The following is a 24,988-nucleotide window of genomic DNA, read 5'->3' on the forward strand; positions in this document are numbered from 1 at the left end:
CGCTCACAACAGTGCGGGGTCAGGGCAGGACGACGATCTTGCCGGTCTGCTCGCCGGCCGCGAGACGCGCCAGCCCCTCGCCGACCCGCGCGAGCGGTACCACCGAGTCGATGACGGGCCGCACGCCGGTGCGGGCGACGAACCGGGTCAGCGCGGCCAGGTCGTCGCGCGAACCCATCGTCACGCCCTGCACCCGGATCTCGTTGAAGAAGACGCGGGTCAGCTCGGCGGGCGGGGCGTCGCCCGACGTCGCGCCGCAGACGACGATCGTGCCGCCCGGCCGCACGGAGCGCACCGAGTGCGCCCAGGTGGCCTGACCGACGGACTCGATCACCGCGTCCACACGGGCCGGCACGCGGGCGCCCGTCTCGACGGCGTGCGCCGCGCCCAGCTCCAGCGCGCGCTCCCGGCGCTCCGCGGAGCGCGAGGTCACCGTCACCTCCAGGCCGGCCGCGGCGCCGAGCACGATCGCCGCGGAGGCGACGCCGCCGCCCGCGCCCTGCACCAGCACCCGGTCGCCGGGGGCGAGGCCGGCGGCGCCGAACAGCATCCGGTAGGCGGTGAGCCAGGCGGTCGGGAGGCACGCGGCCTCCTCCGACGACAGGTCGTCGGGGAGGGGCACCAGGTTGTGGGTCGGCACCGCGACGTACTCCGCCAGCGTGCCGGGGTAGTGCTCCGACAGCAGGGTGCGTCGCTCGGTGGGCCCGACGCCGTGCCCGTCGGCCCCGATCACGCCGTGCAGGAGCACCGGCGTGCCGTCCGCGGCCGTGCCCGCGGCGTCGGTGCCGAGGATCATCGGGAGCTGCTCGGGCCGCAGGCCCACGCCGCGCAGCGACCACAGGTCGTGGTGGTTGAGCGTCGCGGCGCGCACCCGCACGGTGGTCCAGTTCTCCCGCGGCTCGGGCTCGGGGCGTTCACCCACCTCGAGGCCGTCGAGGGGGGAGTCGGGCGAGAACCGGGCGACGGTGGCGGCGAGCATGCGTCCCAACCTACTGTCCCGCCCTCCTGGTGGTCGGCCCGCGCGGACGGACCTGGAGGTCGGGGCCGGAGATGCCCTAGGTTGTCCGCCATGCCTACCGGTGGGGTCGAGGAAGAGCTGGCCGCGGCGCGCGCGGCCGTCGTCGAGCACGCGCAGCAGTCGGCGCGGCGTCAGGTCGCGGGCCGGGAGCTCGCCGCGGCGGAGGAGGCTCTGGCGGACGCGCGGGCCTCGCTCGCCGACGAGGCGGCCGACGTCGCGCGGCTGGAGTCCCTGAGCCTCGCGCGCGTGTGGGCGGGGCTGCGCGGCGACCGCGCGCAGCGCCTCGACGCCGAGCGCGCCGAGCAGCAGGCCGCGGAGTACGTCGCCGCGACGGCGGAGGCGCGGCGGGACGCCGCGGAGCGCGAGGTGCGCGCCGTCGACGCCGGTCTGGCGGCGCTCGGCGACGTGCGGGCCCGGTGGCGCACCGCGCTCGCGGCGAAGGAGGAGTGGGTGCACGGCGCGGGCGGCCCCGGGGCGGCCGAGCTGGCCGCGGTGGCCGAGCAGGTGGGCGGGTGGCGTGCCCAGCAGGTCGAGATCGATCAGGCCCAGGCGGCCGCCGAGCGGGCCGCGCGGGCGCTGGCCGCGGCGGAGGTCGAGCTGCGCGGCGCCGACGGCTGGTCCACCTACGACACGTTCTTCGACGGCGGCATGCTCGCGAGCATGGTCAAGCACGACAAGATGGACCGCGCCGCGGGCCTGCTGCGTGAGGCGGACGGGGCGCTGCGGCACCTCACCGTCGAGCTGGGCGACCTCGGCGAGCAGGGGGTCGGCGGGGTCGGCGTCGACGGGCTCACCCGCACGCTCGACGTCTGGTTCGACAACATCTTCACCGACTGGTCGGTGCGGAACCGGATCGCCGAGGCGCGCGAACGCGTCGCGGCGGCGAGCCGCGCCGTCCACGGGGTCCGGCAGCGCCTCGCCGAGCGGTCCGCGGCAGCCGAGGCGGAGCTCGCGGCGCTCGCCGCCCGGCGGGAGAGCCTGCTCGTCGCGTGACGGTCGCCGTCAGGGGGCGCCGACGTCGAACATCCAGGTGATGCCGTACCGGTCGGTCACCTGGCCGTAGAAGTCGCCCCACGGCGCCTTGTCGAACGGCATCGCGTCGCTGCCGCCCTCGGCCAGCTTCGCGTACGCGCCCGCGACGTAGTCGTAGTCCTCCGGCCCGCCGGTCAGCGCGACGGTGACGCCGCTGGTGGGTGCGACGTACGGCATCATCGAGCCGGTGTCGGCGGCCATGAGCGTGAGGCCGGACGGCGTCTCGAGCTGGCCGTGCATGACGAGGTCCTTGTCGGAGTCCGCGATCGGCATGCCCGAGTCGGCCGGCATCCCGCCGAACGTGCTGACGTCGAGCTCGCCGCCGAGCACCGACCGGTAGAACTCGAGGGCCTCGCGGGCCTGGTTCTTGAAGCTGAGATACGGGTTGAGCCGGACCATGGGGGCCTCCAGCAGCGCTGCGGAGTGGCTGGCCGCGCGGGTCGGCGGCCGGTCACCACGCTAGGCACGGCCCCTGACACACGCGCGGGCGGCGGGCACCGCGGGCCGGCGGCGGGTCCCCTCAGAGCATGTCGAGCGGCACGGGGCCGCTGGGCGGCGGGAACGCGGCGTCGAGCTCGGCGAGGTCCTCGGCCCCGAGGCGAAGGTCGCGAGCCGCGGCGTTCTCGCGCACGTGCGCGGCGGACCCGGACCGCGGGATCGCGACGACGCCCTCTCCCGCCAGCACCCACGCGAGCGCGACCTGCGCCGGGGTGGCGCCGTGCCGCCGGGCGACCTTCCGCAGCGCGGGGTCGCCGAGGATGCGCCCCTGCTCCACCGGCGAGTAGGCCATGGCCGCGAGGCCGCGCTCCCGGAGGATGGGGAGCAGGTCGTGCTCCGGCCCACGCCGGGACAGGTTGTAGAGCACCTGGTCGGTCTGGCACGCGCTGCCCAGCCCGCCGGCGATGCCGTCGAGCTCCCGCAGGTCGTCGACGTCGAGGTTGCTGACGCCCCAGCCGAGCACGTCGCCCGCCTGCACCAGCGCGTCGAGGGCGGCCGCCGTCTCCGCCAGCGGCACCCCGCCGCGCCAGTGCAGCAGGTAGAGGTCGAGCCGGTCGGTGCCGAGGCGGCGCAGGCTGGCCCGGCACGCCGCGACCGTGCCGCGGGCGTCGGCGTTCCACGGGTACACCTTGCTGACCAGGACGACGTCGTCGCGTCGTCCGGCGACGGCCTCGCCCACCAGCTCCTCGGCCGCGCCCTCGCCGTACATCTCGGCCGTGTCGATCAGGGTGAGGCCCAGATCGAGGCCGGTGCGCAGCGCGGCCAGCTCGTCGGCGCGGCGGGACGGCGTCTCGCCGAGGAACCAGGTGCCCTGGCCCAGCGCGGGGACCGCGCGACCGTCGGGCAGCGTGACGGTGGTGGTCATACGCCGATCATGCCCCGGCCTCGTCCTCCTCGACGCTCGCGCCGGCGAGGAAGTCGGCGACGATGGGCCCGAGCTGGTCGAACTCGATGAGGAAGCCGTCGTGGCCGAAGTCGGACGTGACGATGCGCAGCGGTTCCGCCCCCGGCACCCAGGCGGCGATGCGGCCCGCCTGCTCCGGCGGGAACAGCCGGTCGGAGTCCACCGCCACGACCAGCGCGCGGGCCGTGATCTGCGACAGCGCCGACTCGACGCCGCCGCGGTCGCGGCCCAGGTCGTGGCTCAGCATCGACTCGGTGAGCACGAGGTAGGAGTTGGCGTCGAAGCGCCGGGCGAGCTTGTCCCCGTGGTGGTCGAGGTACGACTGCACGGCGTACCGGCCGTCCTCGAGCGGGTCCTCGCCGCCCTGGGGCAGCCGCCCGAACCGGACGTCGAGCTCGGCCGCCGTCCGGTACGTCGTGTGCGCGATCTGACGGGCGATGGCGAGCCCGGTGTCCGGGCCGTCGCCGTCGGCGGCGTCGTAGTAGTCGCCGCCGCGCCAGCGCGGGTCCGCCCGGATCGCGCCGAGCTGCGGGTGCGCCCACGCGATCTGGTCGCCCGACGTCTGCGCCGTCGTCGCGATGGCGGCGATACCGTCCACCGCGATCCCGGCCTCGGGGCCGAGCAGCGCCCACTCCAGCACGCGGAGCCCGCCCATCGACGCCCCGACGACCAGCGACCAGCGCTCGACGCCGAGCTGCCGGGCGAGCTCGATCTCCGCGGCCACCTGGTCGCGCGTGGTGATGCGGGGGAAGCGCCCGCCCCACGGCCGCCCGTCGGGGGCGGTGGACGCCGGCCCCGTGGTGCCCTGGCAGCCGCCCAGCACGTTGGGCGCGACGACGAAGTACCGGTCGGTGTCGACGGGGGCGCCGGGGCCGATCATGTCGGCCCACCAGCCGGCGGTCGGCTGCCCCGGCCCTGCGGGGCCGGTGACGTGCGCGTCGCCGGTCAGCGCGTGCAGCACGAGGACGGCGTTGGTGCCGTCGGGGGCCAGCTCGCCCCACGTCTCGTAGGCCACCCGCACGTCGGGCAGCACGCCGCCCGCCTCGAGCTCGACCGCGCCGACGTCGACGAACGCCCGGTCGGCGGCCGGGTCGCCCTCGCGCCACGCGCCGGAGGCCGGCACCGGCGGCTTGACGCGGTCCCGCGAGACCGGCGTGGGGCGGACGGTGGGGGCGGCCTGGTGGCGGCCGCCCACCGACGGCACGGTGGCGGCGACGCCGCCCCCGCACCGCGCGGAAGGGCCGGGCACCGCGGTCACGCGGCGGCCTCGTCGTCCGACGTCGTGCCGCCCGCGACCACGTCCGCCGCCGCGGCGAAGCCGAGCTCGAGGTCGGCGAGGATGTCCTGGATCCCCTCGAGGCCGACCGCGAGCCGCACCAGGGCCGGCGTCACGCCGGACTGCGCCTGCGCCTCCGGGGTGAGCTGCGCGTGGGTGGTCGACGCCGGGTGGATGACCAGCGACCGCACGTCGCCGATGTTCGCGACGTGCGAGTGCAGCTGCAGCGCCGAGACGAACGCGCGGCCCGCGGCGTTCGCGAGCTCCGGGTCGGCGACGTCGAGCTCGAACGCGATCACCGCGCCGGCGCCCTTCGGCGCGTACTTCCGGGCGTTCTCGTGCCACGGCGACGAGGGGAGGCCGGCGTAGTGCACGAGGCGCACGTCGGCGCGCCCCTCGAGCCACTCGGCCACGGTCTGCGCGTTGGCGACGTGCCGCTCCACGCGCAGCGACAGGGTCTCGAGGCCCTGCGCGAGCAGGAAGGCGTTGAACGGGGCGACGGCGGGGCCGAGGTCGCGCAGCAGCTGGACGCGCGCCTTGAGCACGAACGCGAGGTTGGCGCCGAGCGCGGAGCCCACGCCGAGGTCGCGGGCGTAGACGAGGCCGTGGTAGCTCTCGTCCGGCTGGTTGAAGCCGGGGAAGCGCTCGGGCTGCGCGGCGTAGTCGAAGGTGCCTCCGTCGACGATGACGCCGCCGATGGCCGCGCCGTGCCCGCCGAGGTACTTCGTGGCCGAGTGCACGACGACGTCCGCGCCGTGCTCGATCGGGCGCACCAGGTACGGGGTGGCGATCGTGTTGTCCACGATGAGCGGCACGCCCACCTCGTGGGCGACGGTCGAGACGGCGGCGATGTCCAGCACGTCCGCGCGCGGGTTGGGGATGGTCTCGGCGAAGAAGGCCTTGGTGGTCGGCCGGGCCGCCGCGCGCCAGGACTCGGGGTCGTGCGGGTCGTCGACGAACGTCGTCTCGATGCCGAGCCTCGGCAGCGTGTGGCGCAGCAGGTTGTAGGTGCCGCCGTACAGGCTGGGGCTGGCGACGACGTGGTCGCCGGCCTGCGCGACGTTGAGGATCGCGAGCGTCTCGGCGGCCTGCCCGGACGCGACGAGCAGCGCGCCGACGCCGCCCTCGAGGTCGGCGATGCGTGCCTCGACGGCCTCCTGCGTGGGGTTGCCGATGCGGGTGTAGATGGGGCCGAGGTCGGCGAGCGCGAAGCGGTCGGCGGCGACGTCGGCGCTGGGGAACTCGAACGAGGTGGTCTGGTAGATCGGCAGCGCGCGGGCCCCGGTGACGGGGTCCGGGGTCTGGCCGGCGTGGATCTGGCGGGTCTCGAAGGTCCAGCTGGAGGTCATGACGTGCTCCTGGGCGGTGTCGGGCGCGGTTCGGGCTCGGTCGGCGGTGATCGGGCCGCGGCGGGAACCAGGAGGCCTGCGCGTCTGGGGCGGGCCGCGGCGGTCGGCTGCGCACGCGGAGCGGATGGCTGGGTCGACGAGCGGCCGCAGGCAGGCGAACGTGCGCGGTGGTCAGCGGCACATTCGACGGGTCATGCGGACGACCGTAGCCCGGCGGCGTAGCGCGCGACACCCGTGTCTCGCCATTCGGGACCAGAATATGGACGGCGTGTCGGCTTGCATGGCGTGTCCTGCGCGCACTCTCCGGTGGCGCTCCTGGTCGGCCGGGGTGAGTCTGGGCGAGGTTGCCCGGAGCGCGCCCGCCGGCGCGTCAGCCCACGGAGGAGCAGACCATGCCTCGCACCCGCCGTGCCGCCAGGGTCACGTCGTGGACCGTCGTCGTGCTGCTCGCCTGCACGCCCGTCGTCGCCGGCGGGGTCGCGTGGGCGGAGCCCCCGTCCGACGACGACGTCGCGGCCGCGCACGCCGCGGCGGACGCCGCCGCCCTCGACGTCACCGGCGCCCAGGCGCGGCTGGACGCGATCCGCGCCGAGCTCGGGCGCGCCGAGGCGGCGGTCCAGACCGCCGCCGAGGACTACGCGGAGGCCCGCGAGGCGCTCGCCGCCGCGAAGCGCGGGACGGCGGAGGCGCGCGAGCGGGCCGACCGCGCCCAGCAGGCCGAGGACGATGCCCGGGGGACGCTCGCGGAGGCGTACCGCACCACGGCGCGCGCGAACGAGAACGGTCTCGGGCCGCTCGACGTCGTCACCGGGGCGCGCGAGGTCGGCGACGTCGTGTCGACCGAGGCCGCGCAGCGCGCGGTGGACCGGAAGGTCGCGGGCGCGCTCGCCCGGCAGGCGGACGTGCGTTCCGCGGCGCGCAACGCCGACGCCCGCTGGCAGGCCGCCCGCGCCGCGCAGCAGGAGGCCAGCGCGGCGGCCGAGGCCGCCTTCGCCACCGCGCGGCGCGCGGCCGACGACCTCACCGCCCGCACCGCCGCGGCCGAGGACGAGCGCGACCGCCTGTTCACGCGGCTGGCCGACCTGCGCAGCACCAGCGTGGAGCTCGAGCGGCAGCGCGAGGCCGACCGTCAGGAGAAGGTCGTCGCCGCGCGCGAGGCCGCCGCGCGGGACCGTGCCGAGGACGCCTCGTCGTCGGGCGGTTCGTCGGGCGCGTCCGACGGGACCGCCGACCGGGCGGACGCCGCCGGGCAGGCCGGACCGGAACCCGAGCGCCCGCGGTCCGGGGGCACGGACGGCGCGCGGGCCGACGCCGAGCGGGCGGCCGAGCCCGACCCGCAGCCGCCGCGCACCCGCGAGCCCGCCCCGGACCCGGCGCCGCGGCCCGACCCGAAGCCGGACCCGAGGCCCGTGCCCCCGCCGGTCAGCGGCGTCGGCCAGGGCAGCGCCGCGCAGGGCCGCGAGGCGCTGGCGTGGGCGCGCTCGAAGATCGGCACGGCCTACCAGTGGGGCGGCGACGGCAACCCGGGCTACGACTGCTCCGGCCTGACGTCGGGCGCGTGGAACGCGGCGGGCGTGTGGATCACCCGCACGTCGCGGTCGCAGTACCTCACGGTCGGCAAGGTCTCCTACGACCGGATGCGCCCCGGCGACCTGATCTTCTACGCCAACGACACGTCCGACCCGTCGACCATCCGGCACGTGGCGATCTACGCCGGCGGCGGGATGATGGTCGAGGCCCCGCGCCCCGGCATCGACGTCCGCGAGACCCCGGTCCGCTGGGACGAGGTCATGCCGTACGCCGGCCGCCCGTAGGGGTTGTGAGCGGGCGTTTGGCCCCGATTCTTCGAGAATCGGGGCCAAACGCCCGCTCACAACGGTGGGGGTCAGGGGCGCAGCAGCACCTTGGTGGCGCGGCGCTCGTCCATCGCGGCGTAGGCCTCGGCGACGTCGGCGAGCGGCAGCTCCAGGTCGAAGACCTTGCCGGGCACGATCGCCCCGGACAGGACCTCGGGCAGCAGCGTCTCCATGTAACGGCGGGCGGACGCCATGCCGCCGCCGATGGTGACGTTGCGGTCGAACAGGCGCCGCACGCTCAGCTCGGGGCCGCCGTTCGGGACCCCGACGAAGCCGACGCGGCCGCCGCCGCGCACGACGTCGAGCGCGGTGTCCATCGACTGCTTGGTGCCGACGCACTCGAGCGCCGCGTCCGCCAGGTCGCCGCCGAGCAGGTCGCGCACGGCCGCGAGGCCCTCCTCGCCGCGCTCGGCGACGACGTCGGTGGCGCCGAACTCGCGGGCCAGGGCGGCCCGGTCGTCGTGGCGGCTCATGGCGACGATCCGCTCCGCGCCCAGGAGGCGCGCGCCGATCACGCCGGACAGCCCGACGGCGCCGTCGCCGACCACGACGACGGTGTCGCCCGCGGAGACGCCCGCGGAGAACGCCGCGTGGTACCCGGTGGACATGACGTCGGCGAGGGTGAGCAGGTGCGGCACCAGCCCCGCGGCCTCGAGCTCGGCCTCCGGCCGGCCCACGGGGAAGAGGGAGTGCTGCGCGAGCGGGATGCGCACGCGCTCGCCCTGGGCGCCGTCGACCGGGTTCCCCCAGCGGTCGGTGGAGCCGAAGCCGGTGACGAGGTCGCAGGCCGCGGGGTAGCCCGCCCGGCAGGCCTGGCACTCGCCGCAGCTCATGGTGAACGGCAGGATCACGAAGTCGCCGACCCGCGCCGACGTCACGTCGGCGCCGAGATCCTCGACCACGCCCACCAGCTCGTGGCCGATGGGGCGCGGCCGCTTCACGGTCGTGACGCCGCGGTACGGCCACAGGTCGGAGCCGCACACGCAGGCGGCGACGACGCGGACCACCGCGTCGCCCGGGGTGAGGATCTTCGGGTCCGGGCGGTCCTCGACGCGGACGTCGCGGGGCCCGTGGATGACGGCTGCACGCATGGGTTCACGGTAGACGCCTCCGCACGGTCCGGGGACGACGACGGCGCCGCACCCCCGGTGGGGCGCGGCGCCGTCGCGGTGCCGGGCGGTCAGTGACCGTCGTAGTAGCCGGTGTCCTTGGCGCGCTGGAAGGAGCGCTCGATCTCGGCCTCGGCGTCGGCGCGGCCCACCCAGTGGGCGCCCTCGACGGACTTGCCGGGCTCGAGGTCCTTGTAGACCTCGAAGAAGTGCTGGATCTCCAGGCGGTGGAAGTCGGAGACGTCGTCGATGTCCTGCCGCCACGCGGCGCGCTGGTCACCGAGCGGCACGCAGAGCACCTTGTCGTCGCCGCCGGCCTCGTCGCGCATGCGGAACATGCCGAGCGCGCGGCAGCGGATCAGGCAGCCGGGGAACGTGGGCTCCTCCAGCAGCACGAGCGCGTCCAGCGGGTCGCCGTCCTCGCCGAGGGTGCCCTCGATGAACCCGTAGTCGTCCGGGTAGCGGGTCGAGGTGAAGAGCATGCGGTCGAGGCGGATGCGACCGGTCTCGTGGTCGACCTCGTACTTGTTCCGCTGGCCCTTCGGGATCTCGATCGTGACGTCGAACTCCACTGTTCCTCCATGCTCGGGACGTGCTCGGGGAGATGCTTCGGACATGCTCGCTGCGGGCATGCTCGGTGCGGACGCCCTGTCAAAGTGTGCCATGCGCGGGCACGCCCGCCCGGTCCGGTGCGGCGGCGTCGAACCGCGGACGGACGTGGGAAGATACGCACGGAGCGCGCCACGGGGTCCGGGCTGTGACGATGCTCACGGACGGCTCCCGGACGACTCACGGACGACTCACGGGGCGCGGGAGGACGACATGGGGTGGCGGGCCAGCGTCGGCGCCACCGTCACGACAGTGGTCGTGCTCTTCAGCGGCTATCTCGTGGCGGACGCCCTCGACGTCGTCCCGGGCATGCTCACCACGGCGCCCCCGCCCGCACCGGCGGCCCCCTTCCCGACGGCGCCCGGCGCCACCACCGGCCCGACCCCCGAGCGCTCGCTGCCCGACCTGCCCTCCGACGCGCCGGAGCCCGCGGCGTCCGCCGTCGGCAAGCTCGTCACCGGGCTGACGAAGGACGACCGCCTGGGCAAGCGGGTCGGCGCCGTCGTCGTCGACGCCGCGTCCGGCGAGACGCTCGGCGCGGCCGCCCCGGACCGGCCGATGATCCCCGCCTCCACGCAGAAGCTCTTCACGGCCGTGGCCGCGCTCGCCGGCCCGGGCGGCGACACGACGCTCCCGACGACGGCGGTGCTCGACGACGAGACGCGCCTCGTGCTGGTGGGCGGCGGCGACATGATGCTCGCGGCCGGCTCCGGCGACCCCGACGCGGTGAACGGCCGTGCGGGCCTGGGCGACCTCGCGGACCAGGTGGCCGCGCAGGTGCTCGACGCCGGGCAGGACACGGTGACCCTCGGCCTGGACGACACGCTGTTCTCGGGCCCGGCCGTGCCCGCCGACGTGCCCGCCGCGGACGTCAGGGACGGCTACACCGCCCCGGTCGCCGCCCTCGCCGTCGACGTCGCACGCACCACGGACGAGGAGTACGCGCCGCGCGAGAAGGATCCGGCGATGGCGGCCGCACGCACGTTCGCGAAGGCGTTGGAGAAGCGGGGCGTCGCCGTGCGCGGCGAGGTCTCCCGCGAGGAGGCGCCGTCGTCGGCGCGCGAGGTCGGCCGGGTGGAGTCCGCGCCGCTGCGCGACGTCGTCGGCGACATGCTGCGCCGCTCGGACAACACCATCACGGAGGTCGTGGGCCGCATCGTGGCGCTCGACGCCGGCGAGCCCGGCACCGGCGCGGCGGCGATCGAGGCCGTGACCGCGCAGGTCGAGGAGCTCGGCGTCGACATGGACGGCGCCAGGCTCGTGGACCTGTCCGGGCTGGGTCGCGGGTCGCGGGCGACGCCCAGCCAGCTCGCCGCGGTGCTGACTCTCGCCGTGGACCCCGACCACCCCGAGCTGCGCGACGTCGCCGACGGCCTCGCCGTCGCGGGCCTGAACGGCACCCTGCACGACCGCTACCCGACGTCGAACCCCGGCCGCGGCTACGTCAACGGCAAGACGGGGAGCCTGCCGAAGGTCACGGGCCTGGCCGGCACCGTCGTCACGGCCGACGACCGGCTCCTGGTGTTCGTGACGCTCGCGGACAAGGTGCCCGAGGGCGGTTCCGCCGGCGCGCGGGTGATCTTCGACGACTTCGCGGGGAAGCTCGCCGACTGCGGCTGCCGGTAGGCCCCGTCGACGCCGGCGGTACGCCCGGCGATGGTTACCGTGGTCCCGTGACCACGCCAGCCCCCGCCGCCGAGCCCCTGCTGGACTGGACGGCGGCGGCGCAGATCGCCGGGCGGCTCGCGCGCCCGGGCGCCACGGCCCCCCGCGACGACCTCGACGCCCTGGTCGCCGGGCTGCGCTCCGCGGCCGGGGACGCCGTCGGGCACGTGCTGGAGGTCACGGGTATGACGCCGGCGACGCCGCGCGCGGAGGGCGTGCTCGGCGACGTGCACGTGGTGGACCGGGCCGGCTGGGCCCGCGCCAACGCGCAGTCGATGCGGGCCATGACCGACCCCGTGATGGCGGTGCTGGCCGGGGAGATGCCGGCCACGTCGTCGGCGGCGCGGCTGGCCGGGGCGGCGGAGGTCGGAGGCCTGCTCGCGCTGCTGTCGGGCCGCGTGCTCGGGCAGTTCGACCCGTACGGTGCCGGCCACGCCCCCGGTCACGGCCGGCTGCTCCTCGTGGCGCCCAACGTGCTGCAGGTCGAGCGGGCGCTCGGGCTGCGCCCCGGGGACTTCCGCCTGTGGGTGTGCCTGCACGAGCAGACGCACGCCCTCCAGTTCGCCGCGGCGCCGTGGCTCGCCGACCACCTGGTGGGGCGCGTCGGCGACCTGATGAGCGGCGTCACCCGCGGCTCGGTCGCGATGGCGCACGCCCCGCTGCGGGAGAAGGCCGCGGTGGTCGGCCGCACCGTGCTGCGGGCGGTGCGCGGCGAGCTCGTCACCCCGCTCGACGGCATCCTCGGACCCGAGCAGCGGCGCGAGCTCGAGGAGATCACCGCCGTCATGGCCCTGCTCGAGGGGCACGCCGACGTGATGATGGACGCCGTCGGGCCGCGCGTCGTGCGCTCCGTGCGCACCATCCGCGCCCGGTTCGAGAAGCGGCGCGACGGCGAGGGAGCGCCCGCGCTGGACGTCGTGCTGCGGCGCGTGCTCGGCATGGACGCCAAGCTCGCGCAGTACCGCGACGGCGCCGCGTTCGTCCGGGCCGTCGAGGAGCGGGTCGGGCGGGACGGGCTCAACGCCGTCTGGTCGGGACCCGGGTTCCTGCCGTCCGCCCGCGAGATCGCCGACCCGCGCGCCTGGGTGCGCCGCGTGCACGGCTGACGACGGGCGGACGACATGGCCCGTGTCGACCCGGCGCTCGCGGCGGCCCGCGCGGCCGTGCGGGCCGAGCTGGCGGACCTCACGCGCGACGGCGCGCTGTCGGCGGGCGACCTGGTGCTCGTCGCGTGCTCCGGCGGCGCGGACAGCCTCGCGCTGGCGGCGGCCGCGGCGCTCGAGGGGCCGCGGGTGGGCCGGTCGGTGCGCTCGGCCGGGTTCGCGGTGCGGGTCGGGGCGGTCGTCGTGGACCACGGGATGCAGGAGGGCTCGGACGTGGTGGCGGCCGCGGCGGCCGCGCGCTGCCGCGACCTCGGCCTCGACCCGGTGCTGGTGCGTCGGGTCCGGGTGGACGCCGGCCCGGGCGCGGACGGCCCGGAGGGTGCCGCCCGCGCCGCCCGGTACGCCGCGCTCGACGGCGTGGCCGACGAGACCGGGGCCGTCGCCGTCCTGCTCGGCCACACGCTCGACGACCAGGCGGAGTCCGTGCTGCTCGGGCTGGCGCGGGGGAGCGGGGCGCGGTCGCTGGCGGGGATGCCCCGGCGCCGGGGCCGCTACCGCCGGCCGTTCCTCGGCCTGCGCCGTGCGCAGACCGAGGCGGTGTGCGCCGCCGTCGGCGTCGACTTCTGGACCGACCCCACCAACCTGATGCCCGACGGCGCGGAGGGCGTCGACGGCGAGGGCGGCGCCGCCGTGCCCGCCCGCACGCGGGTGCGTGCCGCCGTCGTGCCGGTGCTGGAGGACGCGCTGGGGCCGGGCGTCGTCGAGTCGCTCGCGCGCACCGCCGGCCAGCTGCGCGCCGACGCCGACGCGCTCGACGCCCTGGCCGCCGACCTGCTCGCCGCGGCCACCCTCCCCACCGGCGAGCTGTCGGACGTCCAGCCCACCGGGGCGCACCAGGCCTCTGACCGCACCCTGGTGCTCGACGTCGGCCCCCTCGCGGAGGCGCACGCCGCGCTGCGTCGTCGTGCCCTGCGGTCGGCGGCGCTGGCCGTCGGCTGCCCACCCGGAGCGACGACGGCGCGGCACGTGGACGCGCTGGACGCGCTCGTCGTCTCGTGGCGTGGGCAGGGAGACGTCCACCTGCCGGGCGACGCCCGAGCGCTCCGCGCGTGTGGCAGGCTCTACCTGCGCCCCGCCGAGCCGCACCCCGCCGGGGCGGCGCACCCCCCAGCCCCAACCCCGCCCCTCGAGGAGTGACCGTGGACCAGTCGGACGTCGAAGGCGACCTCGCCAACATCCTGCTCACCGAGGAGCAGATCGGCAGCAAGCTCGACGAGATCGCCGCACGGATCGACGCGGACTACGCGGGCCAGGACCTGCTGCTCGTCGGCGTGCTCAAGGGCGCCGTCATGGTCATGGCGGACCTCGCGCGCCGCCTGCACCACCCGGTGCAGATGGACTGGATGGCGGTGTCCTCGTACGGGTCGGGCACCAAGTCGTCCGGCGTCGTGCGCATCCTCAAGGACCTCGACGCCGACCTCACGGGCCGCAACGTGCTCATCGTCGAGGACGTCATCGACTCCGGGCTCACGCTCTCGTGGCTCGTCGCGAACCTGCGGTCCCGCGGCCCGGCGTCGGTGGAGATCGCCACCATGCTCCGCAAGCCCGACGCCGCGAAGGTGGACGTCGACGTGCGCTACGTCGGCTTCGACATCCCGAACGAGTTCGTCGTCGGCTACGGCCTCGACTACGCCGAGAAGTACCGCAACCTGCCGTTCGTCGGCACGCTCGCGCCCCACGTCTACTCCTGACGAGCGCCGTCGCGCCCTGGGCGAACACCCACGGTTCGTCCACACTCGGCGTGTAGCGTCGTGAACCACACGTTGCCCGACGGAAGGGAAGCGGGGAACCGTCCCCGTCGCCGATGAACATCAAGAAGATCCTGAGCGGCCCGATCATCTGGATCGTGGTCGGCCTGCTGCTCGTCTCGCTGGCCTTCAGCGCGTTCAACACCGATCGGGTGTCGCGGATCGAGACCTCCCAGGGCCTCGAGCTGCTCGCCGGCGACACGGTCGACCACGCCCTCGTCGTGGACGGGGAGCAGCGCGTCGAGCTGGAGCTGAGCGAGAAGTACGTCACCGGCGCGGGCACCGAGAGCGAGCAGGACCACGGCACGAAGGTCGAGTTCTTCTACGTCGAGCCGCAGGGCGACACCGTCGCGACGGCCGTCGAGAAGGCGGACCCCCCGAAGGGCTTCGACTCCGAGAACCCGCAGCCCAGCTTCTGGAGCTCGATCCTCGGGTTCCTCATCCCGTTCCTGCTCATCGGCGTCGTGTTCTGGTTCATCCTGTCGAGGGCGCAGGGCGGCGGCCGCAACGGCGTCATGGGCTTCGGCAAGTCCAAGGCCAAGCTGATCAGCAAGGACATGCCGCAGGTGACCTTCGCCGACGTCGCGGGCGTGGACGAGGCGGTCGAGGAGCTCCACGAGATCAAGGAGTTCCTCGAGGACCCGGCGAAGTTCCAGGCCGTGGGCGCCAAGATCCCCAAGGGTGTGCTGCTGTACGGCCCGCCCGGAACCGGCAAGACCCTCCTCGCGCGCGCCGTCGCCGGCGAGGCCGGGGTGCCGTTCTACTCGATCTCCGGCTCGGACTTCGTCGAGATGTTCGTCGGCGTCGGCGCCTCCCGCGTGCGCGACCTGTTCGAGCAGGCGAAGAACAACTCGCCCGCGATCATCTTCGTCGACGAGATCGACGCCGTCGGCCGCCACCGCGGTGCCGGCATGGGCGGCGGGCACGACGAGCGCGAGCAGACCCTGAACCAGATGCTCGTCGAGATGGACGGCTTCGACGTCAAGACGAACGTCATCCTCATCGCCGCCACCAACCGGCCCGACATCCTCGACCCGGCGCTGCTGCGGCCCGGCCGATTCGACCGCCAGGTGGCCGTCGAGGCCCCCGACCTCAAGGGCCGCGAGCACATCCTCAAGGTGCACGCGCAGGGCAAGCCGATGGTCGAGAGCATCGACCTGGCCGTCGTCGCGCGCCGCACGCCCGGCTTCACCGGTGCGGACCTGGCGAACGTCCTCAACGAGGCCGCGCTGCTCACCGCGCGCAGCGGCGCCCAGCTGATCGACGACCGTGCGCTGGACGAGGCCATCGACCGCGTCATCGCCGGCCCGCAGAAGCGCACCCGCGTGATGAAGGTCAAGGAGCAGAAGATCACCGCGTACCACGAGGGCGGGCACGCCCTGGTCGCGGCGGCGATGCGCTACACGGACCCCGTCACCAAGGTGACGATCCTGCCGCGCGGCCGGGCCCTCGGCTACACGATGGTGATGCCGATGGAGGACAAGTACTCCACCACCCGCAACGAGCTGCTCGACCAGCTCGCGTACGCGATGGGCGGCCGCGTGGCCGAGGAGATCGTCTTCCACGACCCGACCACGGGCGCGAGCAACGACATCGAGAAGGCCACGGCGACCGCGCGCAAGATGGTCACCGAGTACGGCATGAGCGAGAAGGTCGGCGCGATCAAGCTCGGCAGCGGGTCCGGCGAGCCGTTCCTGGGCCGCGACATGGGCCACCAGCGCGACTACTCCGAGGCCGTCGCCGGCACCGTCGACCACGAGGTGCGCAAGCTCGTCGAGGCGGCGCACGACGAGGCGTGGCAGGTGCTCACCCAGTACCGCGACGTGCTCGACGACCTGGTGCTGCGCCTGCTGGAGAAGGAGACGCTCAACCAGGCGGAGCTCGCCGAGGTCTTCGCCCCCGTCGTCAAGCGCGAGCCGCGCGACGTGTGGCTGTCCAGCGAGCAGCGCACGGTGCACACGCGCGGCCCGATCATGACGGACGCCGAGCGCGCCGCGTCCAACGGCAACGGTCAGGCCGTCGTGCCTCAGGACGAGGCCGCCATCGTGGGCAACGAGCACGACCTGCAGGAGGCCGGGCCCGGCCTCGGCAGCGACACCGAGCCGCCGGCGGCGGGGGACAACCGGTGACCGACCCGGTGACGGACCTGGGCATGCGGGCTCCCGTCGACGTGCCGCCGTACGACGCCGCCCGCGCGGAGGCCGCGGTCCGCGAGCTGCTGCTCGCGGTCGGCGAGGACCCGGACCGCGAGGGCCTCAAGGAGACGCCGGCCCGCGTGGCCCGCGCCTACCAGGAGATCTTCGCGGGGCTCCGCCAGGAGCCGGAGGACGTGCTCACCACGACCTTCGACATCGGCCACGAGGAGATGGTGCTGGTCCGCGACATCGAGGTGTACTCGACGTGCGAGCACCACCTCGTGCCGTTCCACGGCGTCGCGCACGTGGGCTACATCCCCAACACCGACGGTCGCATCACGGGTCTGTCGAAGCTGGCGCGCCTCGTCGAGGTGTACGCCCGCCGCCCGCAGGTGCAGGAGCGCCTGACGACGCAGGTGGCGGACGCGCTGGTGCGCATCCTCGAGCCGCGCGGCGTCCTCGTGGTGGTGGAGTGCGAGCACCTGTGCATGTCGATGCGCGGGGTGCGCAAGCCCGGCTCGCGGACCGTCACGTCGGCGGTGCGCGGCATCATGCAGAACGCGACCACGCGCGCCGAGGCCATGAGCCTCATCACGGGACGGTGACCCGGGCATGACGGCGCACCCGCGCGACGCGGTGGTCGCCGGGCTCCCGGAGCTGTCCGGCGTGGGCCGGTGCCTCGTCATGGGCGTCGTGAACATCACGCCCGACTCGTTCTCCGACGGCGGCCGGTGGTTCGACGCCGACGCGGGCGTGCAGCACGGCCTCGACCTGCTGGCCGAGGGCGCCGAGATCCTGGACGTGGGCGGCGAGTCGACCCGGCCGGGCTCGGCCCGCGTGGACGAGGCGGAGGAGCTGCGCCGCGTGGTCCCCGTCATCGAGCGGCTGGCCGCGCACGGCGCCGTCGTGTCGGTGGACACGACCCGCGCGTCCGTCGCCGAGGCGGCCGTCGCGGCAGGGGCGCGGATCGTCAACGACGTGTCGGGCAGCTACGCGGACCCCCGCATGGGGCACGTCGTGGCGGAGACGGGCGTGGCGTACGTCGCGATGCACTGGCGCGGCCACGCGGACGTCATGGACAGCCTCGAGGTGTACGACGACGTCGTCGCGGAGGTGCGCGACGAGCTCGCCGCGCGCATGGACTCGCTGGTCGCGGTGGGGGTGGACCCGGAGCAGCTCGTGCTCGACCCGGGCCTGGGCTTCTCGAAGGCCGGGGTGCTGAACTGGCCGATCCTCGCGCATCTGGACGCCCTGAGCTCCCTCGGTCGTCCGGTGCTGGTGGGCGCCTCGCGCAAGCGCTTCCTGGGGCACCTGCTGGAGGGCACGCGCGGCCTGTCCGCCGACGAGCCCGCGCCGCCCCTCGAGCGCGACGACGCCACCGCCGCGATCTCCGCGCTGTCCGCCGCCGCCGGCGCGTGGGCGGTGCGGGTGCACGCCGTGCGCGCCAGCGCCGACGCCGTCCGGGTCGCGGACGCCTGGACGTCGGCCTCCCGCGACGTGTTGGATGCCGGGATGACCGCACCGGTACACCCCACCCACGCCGTGGGCGGAGCAGGAACCGCCGCTGATGAGGAGGGCCCCTCGTGACGTTCGCCGCAGCCGTACCGGGACCGGACGGACAGCCGCTCGACCAGATCCGCCTCGCCGGCGTCACGGCGACGGGGCACCACGGGGTGCTCGCGCACGAGCGCGCCGACGGCCAGGTCTTCAGCGCCGACGTCGTGCTGCACCTCGACACCCGGGCCGCCGCGTCGTCGGACGACCTCGGTCAGACCGTGAGCTACGCGGACGTCGCCCAGGACGTGCACGACGTCCTCGCGGGCTCCCCGGCCGACCTCGTGGAGACCGTCGCCGAGCGGATCGCCGCCGTCGTGCTCAGCCACGCGGCCGTGCAGGCCGTCGACGTGCGCGTCCACAAGCCGCAGGCGCCGATCCCGGTCCCGTTCGACGACGTCGCGATCGTCGTGCGTCGCGACCGCGCTCGCACGCCCGTGGTCGACGCCGCCCCGGCCGCCGAGCCTGCCGAGGCGGCGGTGCCCGTCGCGGCGGCCGTGCCCGTCCTGCCGCTCGAGCCGGCGGTGGCGCACGCGCCCGTGCCGCCGGCCCCGGTCGCGGCGGTGCCGGTCGAGCCCGCCGATGCGGCGGCCCCCGCCGAGGCGCCCGCGCCGCCCCCGGCGGACCCGCTGGACGCCACTCCCGCCGAGCCGGTCGACGTCGTGCTGGCGCTCGGGGCGAACCTCGGGGACGCGCAGGTCACGCTCCGCCAGGCCGTGACGGACGTGGACCGCCTGCCGGGCGTGCAGGTCATGGAGGTCTCGCCGCTCGCCCGCACCGCCGCCGTCGGGGGGCCAGAGCAGCCGGACTACCTCAACGCGGTGCTCGTCGTGCGGACCACCCTGTCGCCGCGCGACCTGCTGCGCAGCACGCAGCAGGTGGAGGCCCAGCACGGTCGCGTCCGCGAGGAGCGCTGGGGACCGCGGACCCTCGACGTCGACATCGTGCAGTACGGGTCGCTCGTCGTGACGGCGCCCGACCTCGAGCTGCCGCACCCGCGCGCGAAGGAGCGGGCCTTCGTGCTCGTGCCGTGGGCCGAGGTGGCGCCGGACGCGGTGCTCGGCGGGCCCGGCGGCGGCCCGGTCGGCCAGCTCGCGGTGACCGCCCCCGACCGGGCCGGCATCCGCTGGCTCGCCCTCGACTGGCTGACCGGCCCGACGCAGAGCACCGGTCAGGTCTCCGCGGCGGCGGCCGACGCGGCGCCGTCCGCCCCGGTGCCGCAGTCCGCACCGGCGGCGCCCGCCGACCAGCCTGACGACCAGGCTGCCCACCAGCCCGCCGACCGGCCCGGGCACGACCCCGCCGACGAGGCCCAGGCGTCGTACGCGCCGGAGGCCTACGCCGAGTCGTACGCGCCGGAGTCCTACGCCCCTGAGGCCTACGCGCCGGAGGCGTACCCCGCGGAGCCCGCACAGCCCGCCGAGCCCGCGTCGGGCGGCAGCCCGGTCGTGGAGCAGCAGTACGCGCCCGAGCAGTACGCGCCCGAGCAGTACGCGCCGGAGCCGTACCTGCCGGTGCCCCCGGCGGCCGAGCCGCCCGTCGTCGAGCCCCCGGTCGTCGAGCCGGCTGCCGTGCCGGAGCCGCGCCGGGAGGACCCGCCCGCACCGGGGGCGCGCGCCGTCGTGCCCGACCCGTTCGGCCCCGACCCCGACCAGCCGGTCATGCCGCGCCCGTTCGCACCCGTCGGGCCGCCCGCGCCGATCCCCGCGGAGCCGCGCGGCGACGCCCCGGAGCCCCCGCACGCCCCGGTGCCCCCGGCCCCGACGGGCCCGTTCCCCGCGCCCGCCTCGTCGTCGTTCGCCCCGCCGCCCCCGCGGCACGACCCGGTGCCGCCGGCCCCCGCGCCCGTCGCCGACCTGCCCGCCTTCCCGGACCCGTTCGCCCCGCTGCCGGACGCGCACCCCGGCCCGCTGCCCGGTCGCGCCGCCCCGCAGGAGCGGCTCGGGGAGGACGGCCGCTGAGATGCGCCGCACCTCCGTCCGCCTCCTCGCCGCCGTCGCCGCCGTGGTGGCGGTCGGCGGTGCCGGGCTGCTCCGGCTGCTCGAGTCGCGCGGCGTCTACCTGCCCACCGTCGCGTGGGTGGAGGACGTCGCGATGCTCGCGCTGGCGGGCGTCATCTTCTGGATGGGCTGGGCGGTGCGCGCGTACCAGAAGGGCGACCGCCCGGACCTCGACCCGATGCGCGCGGCCCGCACGTTCGTGCTCGCCAAGGCGGGGGCGCTGACCGGCGCCCTGCTCGCCGGGCGGTACGTCGCGAGCGTGCTCGTCGTCCTGGGTCAGCTGCAGATCGAGGCCCGCCGCGACCAGGCGGTCGCCGCCGCCATCGCGGCGGCGTGCGCCGTGGTGCTGTGCGTCGTGGGGCTGGTCGTGGAGAAGTTCTGCCAGCTGCCGCCGTCCGACGACCCCGACGGGGGCGACACCGAGGAGCACGCGGACCCCCTGCCGTCGTGACCGGCACATACCGGTGTCGTCCGGAGGTCGGACGCCAGACGGTGCGGAAGGGCCGGTCGGACGATGTGGCCGGCGGGGCCCCGGATGGAAGGATGGACCCATGACCAGCATCCCCGCGGGCGCCGACCCGTCGACCACGCGGCAGACCGGTCCCTTCGACCCGCCCGGCGTCGCCTGGCAGGGCGTGTCGCCCCGGCTCGTCCCGGCGCGCCTCATCTCGACGTCCGCGACGCTGGCCGTGCCGATCGTCGCGGGCGTGGTGCTCGCCGTCCTCGTCTCGCCGTGGTTCTGGCTGCTCGCCGGGGTGCCGGCCGCGCTGCTGGTGTGGGCGCTGCTTCTGGTGCCGCGCCAGGTCCGCGCGATCGGGTACGCGGAGCGCGACGACGACCTGCTGATCCGCAAGGGCATCATGTTCCGCACGCTCGTCGTCGTGCCCTACGGCCGCATGCAGTACGTGGACGTGGAGGCGGGTCCGCTGGACCGCAGGCTCGGCATCGCGAAGGTGCAGCTGCACACCGCGTCGGCCAGCACCGACGCGGACATCCCCGGCCTCGTGCCCGACGAGGCCGAACGCCTGCGTGACCGCCTCACCGCGCGGGGCGAGGCGAGGCTGGCGGGCCTGTGAGCGAGCCGAGCCCCGAGCGGCCCCCTGAGGCGGGTCACGCGCCGACGCACGAGCCGGCCGGGCAGGAGCAGGAGTGGCGCCGCGTGCACCCGGTCACGCCGTTCGTGCGGGGCTGGGCGGCCGTGGTGGCGATCCTGGTCATCGGCGGGCAGCAGGTGCTCGACGACGTGTCGAACGCGGTCAGGGCGGTCGACTCGATCCGCAGCCTGTGGTGGGCGGTGATCCTCGCGCTGGTGCTGCTCGTCGCGATCATCTTCGGCTACGCGGCGCTGGCCTGGCGCATGACGGCGTACGCGGTGGACGACGACGCCGTGCGGCTGCGCAAGGGCATCCTGTTCCGCCAGCAGCGGCACGCCCGCCTCGACCGGCTGCAGGCGATCGACGTGCGGCAGCCGCTGCTCGCGCGGCTGTTCGGGCTGGCGGAGCTGCGCCTGGAGGTGGCGGGCGGCTCCGACTCGGGCGTAGCCATCGGGTTCCTCAAGGAGGCGGACGCGCAGCGCCTGCGTGCCGACCTGCTCGCGCGCGCGGCCGGGGTCAAGGCGGCCCGTCGCACCGACCTGTCCGACGCACGGCCCACCGGAGCACGCCCAGGGTCCGACACCGTGTCGGCGCCCGGGGACGCGTCCGACGCCCAGCCCGCCGGAGCAGCCCACGCGTCCGACGACGGGCAGGACGGCGTCGCGCCCGAGGCGCCCGAGCGCCAGGTGTACGAGGTGCCGGCCACGCGCCTGCTGCAGTCGCTGCTGCGGATGCCGGGGGTGTGGATCGGCGTCCTGGTGCTCGTCGGCGTCGGGGTGGCCGTCGCCGTCACCCGCGAGGTGAGCATCCTGTTCTCCGCGCTGCCCGCCATCCTCGGCGTCGGCGGCTACATCTTCCAGCGGTTCGCGGGGGAGTTCGGCTTCCGGGCCGCGCTGTCGCCGGACGGCATCCGGCTGCGCCACGGCCTGCTGGAGACCCGTGCGCAGACGATCCCGCCGGGCCGCGTGCAGGCGGTGTCGCTCACGCAGGGCCCGCTGTGGCGTGGGCCCGACTGGTGGCGCGTCAAGGTCAACGTGGCCGGCTACGGCGGCGGCGAGGGCCAGCAGCAGGGCGAGCAGCAGCACGTGCTCCTGCCGGTCGGGCCTCGCGAGGAGGCGCTCACGGCGCTGTGGCTCGTGCTGCCCGACCTCGAGGTCGAGAACCCCGACGACACGCTGGCCCTGCTCGACGAGGCCCTCACCGGCGACGCCCGCACCGACCGCTGGTTCGTCACCAGCCCGCGCAGCGCCCGCCTGCTCGACCCGTGGAGCTGGCGCCGCAACGGCTACGCGGTCACGGGCCGCGCGCTGCTGGCGCGCGGGGGCCGCTTCGTCCGCTCGCTCGAGGTGGTGCCGCACGAGCGCACCCAGTCCCTCGGGATCGAGCAGGGTCCGTGGCAGCGCCGGCGCGGCCTCGCGTCGTTCGTGCTGCACTCGACGCCCGGCCCGATCAGCCCGGCCGTCCACCACCTCGCCGAGGACGAGGCCGCGCGCCTGCTCGGCGAGCAGTCCGCCCGGGCCCGCGCCGCCCGCGCCCACGCGGGGCCGGAGCGCTGGATGGAGGGGCAGACGGAGGCGCAGATGGAGGGGCGAGGGTGAGCGTGCCCGACGGCGGCCGCCCGGACTCCGCGCCGCCGTCCGCGCGGCCCGGCCGCCTCGGCGTCGGCGTCGTCGGCGCCGGCCGGGTGGGCGCCGTGCTCGGCAGCGCGCTGCGCGCGGCGGGCCACACGGTGGTGGGCGCGAGCGGCGTCAGCGAGGAGTCGCGGGAGCGGATCGCGACACTCCTGCCGGGCGTGCCGCACCTCGAGGTGACCGACGTCGTGGAGCGTGCCGAGATGGTGCTGCTCGCGGTGCCCGACGACGCGCTCGCGGAGGTCGTGAGCGGCCTGGCGGCGCTCGGCGCGTGGCAGCCCGGGCAGCTCGTCGTCCACACGTCCGGCCGGTACGGCGTGGGCGTCCTCGACCCGGCGCGGAAGGCCGGTGCCATCCCGGTGGCGCTGCACCCGGCGATGACGTTCACGGGCACGTCGCTCGACCTGCACCGGCTGGAGGGCTGCACGTTCGCGGTCACGGCGCCGGCGGCCGTGCAGCCGATCGGCCAGGCGCTCGTCGTCGAGGTCGGCGGGGAGCCGGTGATCGTCGCGGAGGAGGCCCGCGGGCTCTACCACGCGGCCCTCGCGCACGGCGCGAACCACCTCGTGGTGCTGGTGGCGCAGGCCGCCCAGGCGCTCGCGGCGGCCGGCGTCGAGCAGCCGGGGCGCGCGCTCGCGCCGCTCCTGTCCGCCGCGCTCGACGGCGCGACGCGCGCCGCCGACGTGGCCGACGGCCCGGGGGCGATCACGGCCCTCACCGGCCCGGTGTCGCGCGGCGACGTCGGCACGGTGCGCACGCACCTCGACGCCCTGCGGGCGCTGGCGGCCGGGACGGGCGCCACCGACGTGCCGGCGTCGTACACCGAGCTGTCGCGCGGTGCCACGAGCCGTGCGCTCGCGGCCCGCCGCATCGACGACCGCGCGGCGCGCGAGCTGCTCGACGCCCTCGCGCCGCCGCCCGCGTCCCACCCCGACGACCCGCAGGAGCCCCGATGACCACCACCCCGCACACGCCCGCCGTCGTGAGCTCCCGGGCGGACCTGCACGACGCGCTGGGGGCATGGACGCTGTCCGGCCCGGAGCCGACGGACCGCCGCGCCGTCGTCATGACCATGGGCGCCCTGCACGAGGGGCACCTGCAGCTGGTGCGGGCGGCCCGCGAGGCGGCCGGCCCCACCGGCCAGGTGATCGTGACGATCTTCGTCAACCCGCTGCAGTTCGGGGCGGGGGAGGACCTGGACCGCTACCCGCGCGACCTGGGCGGCGACGTCGCGAAGCTGGCGGGCGTCGGCGCGGACGTCGTCTTCGCGCCCACCCCGGACGTCGTCTATCCCGACGGCGACCCGATCGTGCGGGTGTCGGCGGGCCGGGTCGGCGAGGTGCTGGAGGGCGAGACGCGCCCCGGCCACCTCGACGGCGTGCTCACCGTGGTGCTCAAGCTCATGCACCTGACGCGCCCCGACGTCGCCCTGTTCGGGGAGAAGGACGCCCAGCAGCTGTTGGCCGTGCGCCGCATGGTGCGCGACCTGGACGTGGACGTCGAGGTGCTCGGCGTGCCGATCGTGCGCGACGCCGACGGGCTCGCGCTGTCCTCGCGCAACGCCTACCTCTCCGACGACGAGCGGGCCTCGGCGCTCGCGCTCTCGAGGGCCCTGCGCGCGGGCGCGGACGCGGCCGGCGGGGGTGCGACGGCGGTCGTGGAGGCGGCCTCGGGAATCCTTGAGGCGGAAGCCGGTGTTGAGGTGGATTACCTCGCACTCGTCGACCCGACTACCGTGGACCCGGTGCCCGCGGACTTCCGCGGCCCCGCCCTCCTCCTCGTGGCGGCGCGTACGGGCGCCACCCGACTGATCGACAACCAGGCCGTGGACCTCGCCGGCAGCTCTGCCACCAGCGCGGATCCCCAGGAGAACGCCAGTGACTGAGCACGCGAACCGCCCCGCCTCCCTGCAGCGGCCGATGATGATCGGCAAGATCCACCGCGCCACGGTGACGCAGGCGGACCTGCACTACGTCGGCTCGATCACCATCGACGCCGACCTCCTCGACGCGGCCGACCTCTACCCGGGCCAGCAGGTCGACGTGGTGGACGTCACCAACGGCGCCCGCCTCACGACCTACGTCATCCCGGGCGAGCGCGGCGGCCGCCAGGTGAGCATCAACGGCGCGGCCGCGCACCTGGTGCACCCGGGGGACACGGTCATCGTCATCGCCTACGGGATGCTGTCCGACGCCGACGCGCGCACCTACTCGCCGGCCGTCGTGTTCGTCGACCCGGAGAACCGGATCGTCGAGCTCGACGACGACCCGGGCCAGGTGCCCGACGGCTTCGGCCTGGAGTCCAGCGGCGTGCCCTTCGCGGCCGTCCGGTGACGCCCCCGGTGAAC

General features: G+C 75.8%; 23 protein-coding genes. 16 read left to right on the forward strand and 7 right to left on the reverse strand.

The window, feature by feature from the left end; all coding sequences use genetic code 11:
- Positions 1–19: 19 nt before the first annotated feature.
- Entirely contained in the window at positions 20–979 is a 960-nt protein-coding gene (locus ACQP6G_RS19340; protein WP_429766756.1) for a zinc-binding dehydrogenase, read from the reverse strand.
- A gap of 90 nt (positions 980–1,069) precedes the next feature.
- On the opposite strand from ACQP6G_RS19340, the gene ACQP6G_RS19345 reads away from it, so the two are divergent.
- Positions 1,070–2,011 carry a hypothetical protein gene (locus ACQP6G_RS19345; RefSeq protein ID WP_429766757.1) on the forward strand — a complete coding sequence of 314 codons (942 nt, stop codon included), beginning with the start codon at positions 1,070–1,072 and terminating at the stop codon, positions 2,009–2,011.
- A 9-nt stretch (positions 2,012–2,020) separates the two neighbouring features.
- Here ACQP6G_RS19345 and ACQP6G_RS19350 read toward each other — a convergent pair whose 3' ends face one another.
- From ACQP6G_RS19350 to ACQP6G_RS19365, 4 genes are all read right to left on the reverse strand, one after another.
- Positions 2,021–2,449 (reverse strand): VOC family protein, encoded by a 429-nt coding sequence (locus tag ACQP6G_RS19350; protein ID WP_429766758.1) that lies wholly within the window; start codon positions 2,447–2,449, stop codon positions 2,021–2,023.
- A gap of 121 nt (positions 2,450–2,570) precedes the next feature.
- Positions 2,571–3,413 (reverse strand): aldo/keto reductase, encoded by an 843-nt coding sequence (locus ACQP6G_RS19355; protein ID WP_429766759.1) that lies wholly within the window; start codon positions 3,411–3,413, stop codon positions 2,571–2,573.
- A gap of 7 nt (positions 3,414–3,420) precedes the next feature.
- A complete protein-coding gene (gene metX, locus ACQP6G_RS19360) occupies positions 3,421–4,710 on the reverse strand; it encodes a homoserine O-acetyltransferase MetX (RefSeq protein ID WP_429766761.1) in 1,290 nt (429 codons plus the stop codon).
- Positions 4,707–6,128, reverse strand: a complete 1,422-nt coding sequence (locus ACQP6G_RS19365; protein WP_429766828.1) for a bifunctional o-acetylhomoserine/o-acetylserine sulfhydrylase — start codon at positions 6,126–6,128, stop codon at positions 4,707–4,709. Before ACQP6G_RS19365 ends, metX begins: the two co-directional genes overlap by 4 nt.
- A gap of 341 nt (positions 6,129–6,469) precedes the next feature.
- On the opposite strand from ACQP6G_RS19365, the gene ACQP6G_RS19370 reads away from it, so the two are divergent.
- On the forward strand, positions 6,470–7,891 hold the full coding sequence (locus tag ACQP6G_RS19370; RefSeq protein ID WP_429766763.1) for a C40 family peptidase: 1,422 nt from the start codon (positions 6,470–6,472) through the stop codon (positions 7,889–7,891).
- 71 nt (positions 7,892–7,962) lie between these two features.
- Here the strand turns inward: ACQP6G_RS19370 and ACQP6G_RS19375 are convergent, their stop codons facing one another.
- Positions 7,963–9,024: a zinc-binding dehydrogenase gene (locus ACQP6G_RS19375; RefSeq protein WP_429766765.1), complete on the reverse strand. Its 1,062-nt coding sequence runs from the start codon at positions 9,022–9,024 to the stop codon at positions 7,963–7,965.
- An 89-nt stretch (positions 9,025–9,113) separates the two neighbouring features.
- Positions 9,114–9,614, reverse strand: coding sequence for an inorganic diphosphatase (locus ACQP6G_RS19380; protein ID WP_416344998.1), 501 nt, complete (start codon positions 9,612–9,614; stop codon positions 9,114–9,116).
- A gap of 250 nt (positions 9,615–9,864) precedes the next feature.
- Here ACQP6G_RS19380 and dacB point away from each other — a divergent pair, with 250 nt between their 5' ends.
- The 14 genes from dacB to panD all read left to right on the forward strand — a co-directional run bounded on the left by dacB (position 9,865) and on the right by panD (position 24,974).
- Positions 9,865–11,277 (forward strand): D-alanyl-D-alanine carboxypeptidase/D-alanyl-D-alanine endopeptidase, encoded by a 1,413-nt coding sequence (gene dacB / locus ACQP6G_RS19385; RefSeq protein ID WP_429766767.1) that lies wholly within the window; start codon positions 9,865–9,867, stop codon positions 11,275–11,277.
- 47 nt (positions 11,278–11,324) lie between these two features.
- Positions 11,325–12,422 carry a zinc-dependent metalloprotease gene (locus ACQP6G_RS19390; RefSeq protein WP_429766768.1) on the forward strand — a complete coding sequence of 366 codons (1,098 nt, stop codon included), beginning with the start codon at positions 11,325–11,327 and terminating at the stop codon, positions 12,420–12,422.
- A gap of 15 nt (positions 12,423–12,437) precedes the next feature.
- Positions 12,438–13,616: a tRNA lysidine(34) synthetase TilS gene (tilS, locus tag ACQP6G_RS19395; protein ID WP_429766770.1), complete on the forward strand. Its 1,179-nt coding sequence runs from the start codon at positions 12,438–12,440 to the stop codon at positions 13,614–13,616.
- A gap of 2 nt (positions 13,617–13,618) precedes the next feature.
- Positions 13,619–14,170 (forward strand): hypoxanthine phosphoribosyltransferase, encoded by a 552-nt coding sequence (gene hpt / locus ACQP6G_RS19400; protein WP_429766771.1) that lies wholly within the window; start codon positions 13,619–13,621, stop codon positions 14,168–14,170.
- A gap of 113 nt (positions 14,171–14,283) precedes the next feature.
- Positions 14,284–16,356, forward strand: a complete 2,073-nt coding sequence (gene ftsH, locus ACQP6G_RS19405) for an ATP-dependent zinc metalloprotease FtsH (RefSeq protein ID WP_429766773.1) — start codon at positions 14,284–14,286, stop codon at positions 16,354–16,356.
- Positions 16,357–16,379: 23 nt separating this feature from the next.
- The gene (folE, locus tag ACQP6G_RS19410; RefSeq protein ID WP_429766830.1) at positions 16,380–16,967 is read left to right on the forward strand and encodes a GTP cyclohydrolase I FolE; all 588 of its coding nucleotides are present in this window, start codon (positions 16,380–16,382) and stop codon (positions 16,965–16,967) included.
- A 7-nt stretch (positions 16,968–16,974) separates the two neighbouring features.
- The gene (gene folP, locus ACQP6G_RS19415; protein ID WP_429766775.1) at positions 16,975–17,949 is read left to right on the forward strand and encodes a dihydropteroate synthase; all 975 of its coding nucleotides are present in this window, start codon (positions 16,975–16,977) and stop codon (positions 17,947–17,949) included.
- Positions 17,946–19,877: a 2-amino-4-hydroxy-6-hydroxymethyldihydropteridine diphosphokinase gene (gene folK, locus ACQP6G_RS19420; RefSeq protein WP_429766777.1), complete on the forward strand. Its 1,932-nt coding sequence runs from the start codon at positions 17,946–17,948 to the stop codon at positions 19,875–19,877. Before folP ends, folK begins: the two co-directional genes overlap by 4 nt.
- 1 nt (position 19,878) lies before the next feature.
- Positions 19,879–20,367, forward strand: coding sequence for a DUF3180 domain-containing protein (locus ACQP6G_RS19425; protein WP_429766779.1), 489 nt, complete (start codon positions 19,879–19,881; stop codon positions 20,365–20,367).
- A gap of 100 nt (positions 20,368–20,467) precedes the next feature.
- On the forward strand, positions 20,468–20,992 hold the full coding sequence (locus tag ACQP6G_RS19430; RefSeq protein ID WP_429766780.1) for a PH domain-containing protein: 525 nt from the start codon (positions 20,468–20,470) through the stop codon (positions 20,990–20,992).
- Entirely contained in the window at positions 20,989–22,608 is a 1,620-nt protein-coding gene (locus ACQP6G_RS19435) for a PH domain-containing protein (protein WP_429766782.1), read from the forward strand. Before ACQP6G_RS19430 ends, ACQP6G_RS19435 begins: the two co-directional genes overlap by 4 nt.
- 2 nt (positions 22,609–22,610) lie before the next feature.
- The gene (locus ACQP6G_RS19440; protein ID WP_429766832.1) at positions 22,611–23,597 is read left to right on the forward strand and encodes a Rossmann-like and DUF2520 domain-containing protein; all 987 of its coding nucleotides are present in this window, start codon (positions 22,611–22,613) and stop codon (positions 23,595–23,597) included.
- Positions 23,594–24,526 carry a pantoate--beta-alanine ligase gene (gene panC, locus ACQP6G_RS19445; protein ID WP_429766784.1) on the forward strand — a complete coding sequence of 311 codons (933 nt, stop codon included), beginning with the start codon at positions 23,594–23,596 and terminating at the stop codon, positions 24,524–24,526. Before ACQP6G_RS19440 ends, panC begins: the two co-directional genes overlap by 4 nt.
- Positions 24,527–24,560: 34 nt before the next feature.
- Positions 24,561–24,974, forward strand: a complete 414-nt coding sequence (gene panD, locus ACQP6G_RS19450; protein ID WP_429766833.1) for an aspartate 1-decarboxylase — start codon at positions 24,561–24,563, stop codon at positions 24,972–24,974.
- Positions 24,975–24,988: the final 14 nt, after the last annotated feature.

This window comes from Isoptericola nanjingensis (genome assembly GCF_050311635.1).
Taxonomy (GTDB): Bacteria; Actinomycetota; Actinomycetes; order Actinomycetales; family Cellulomonadaceae; genus Isoptericola; species Isoptericola nanjingensis.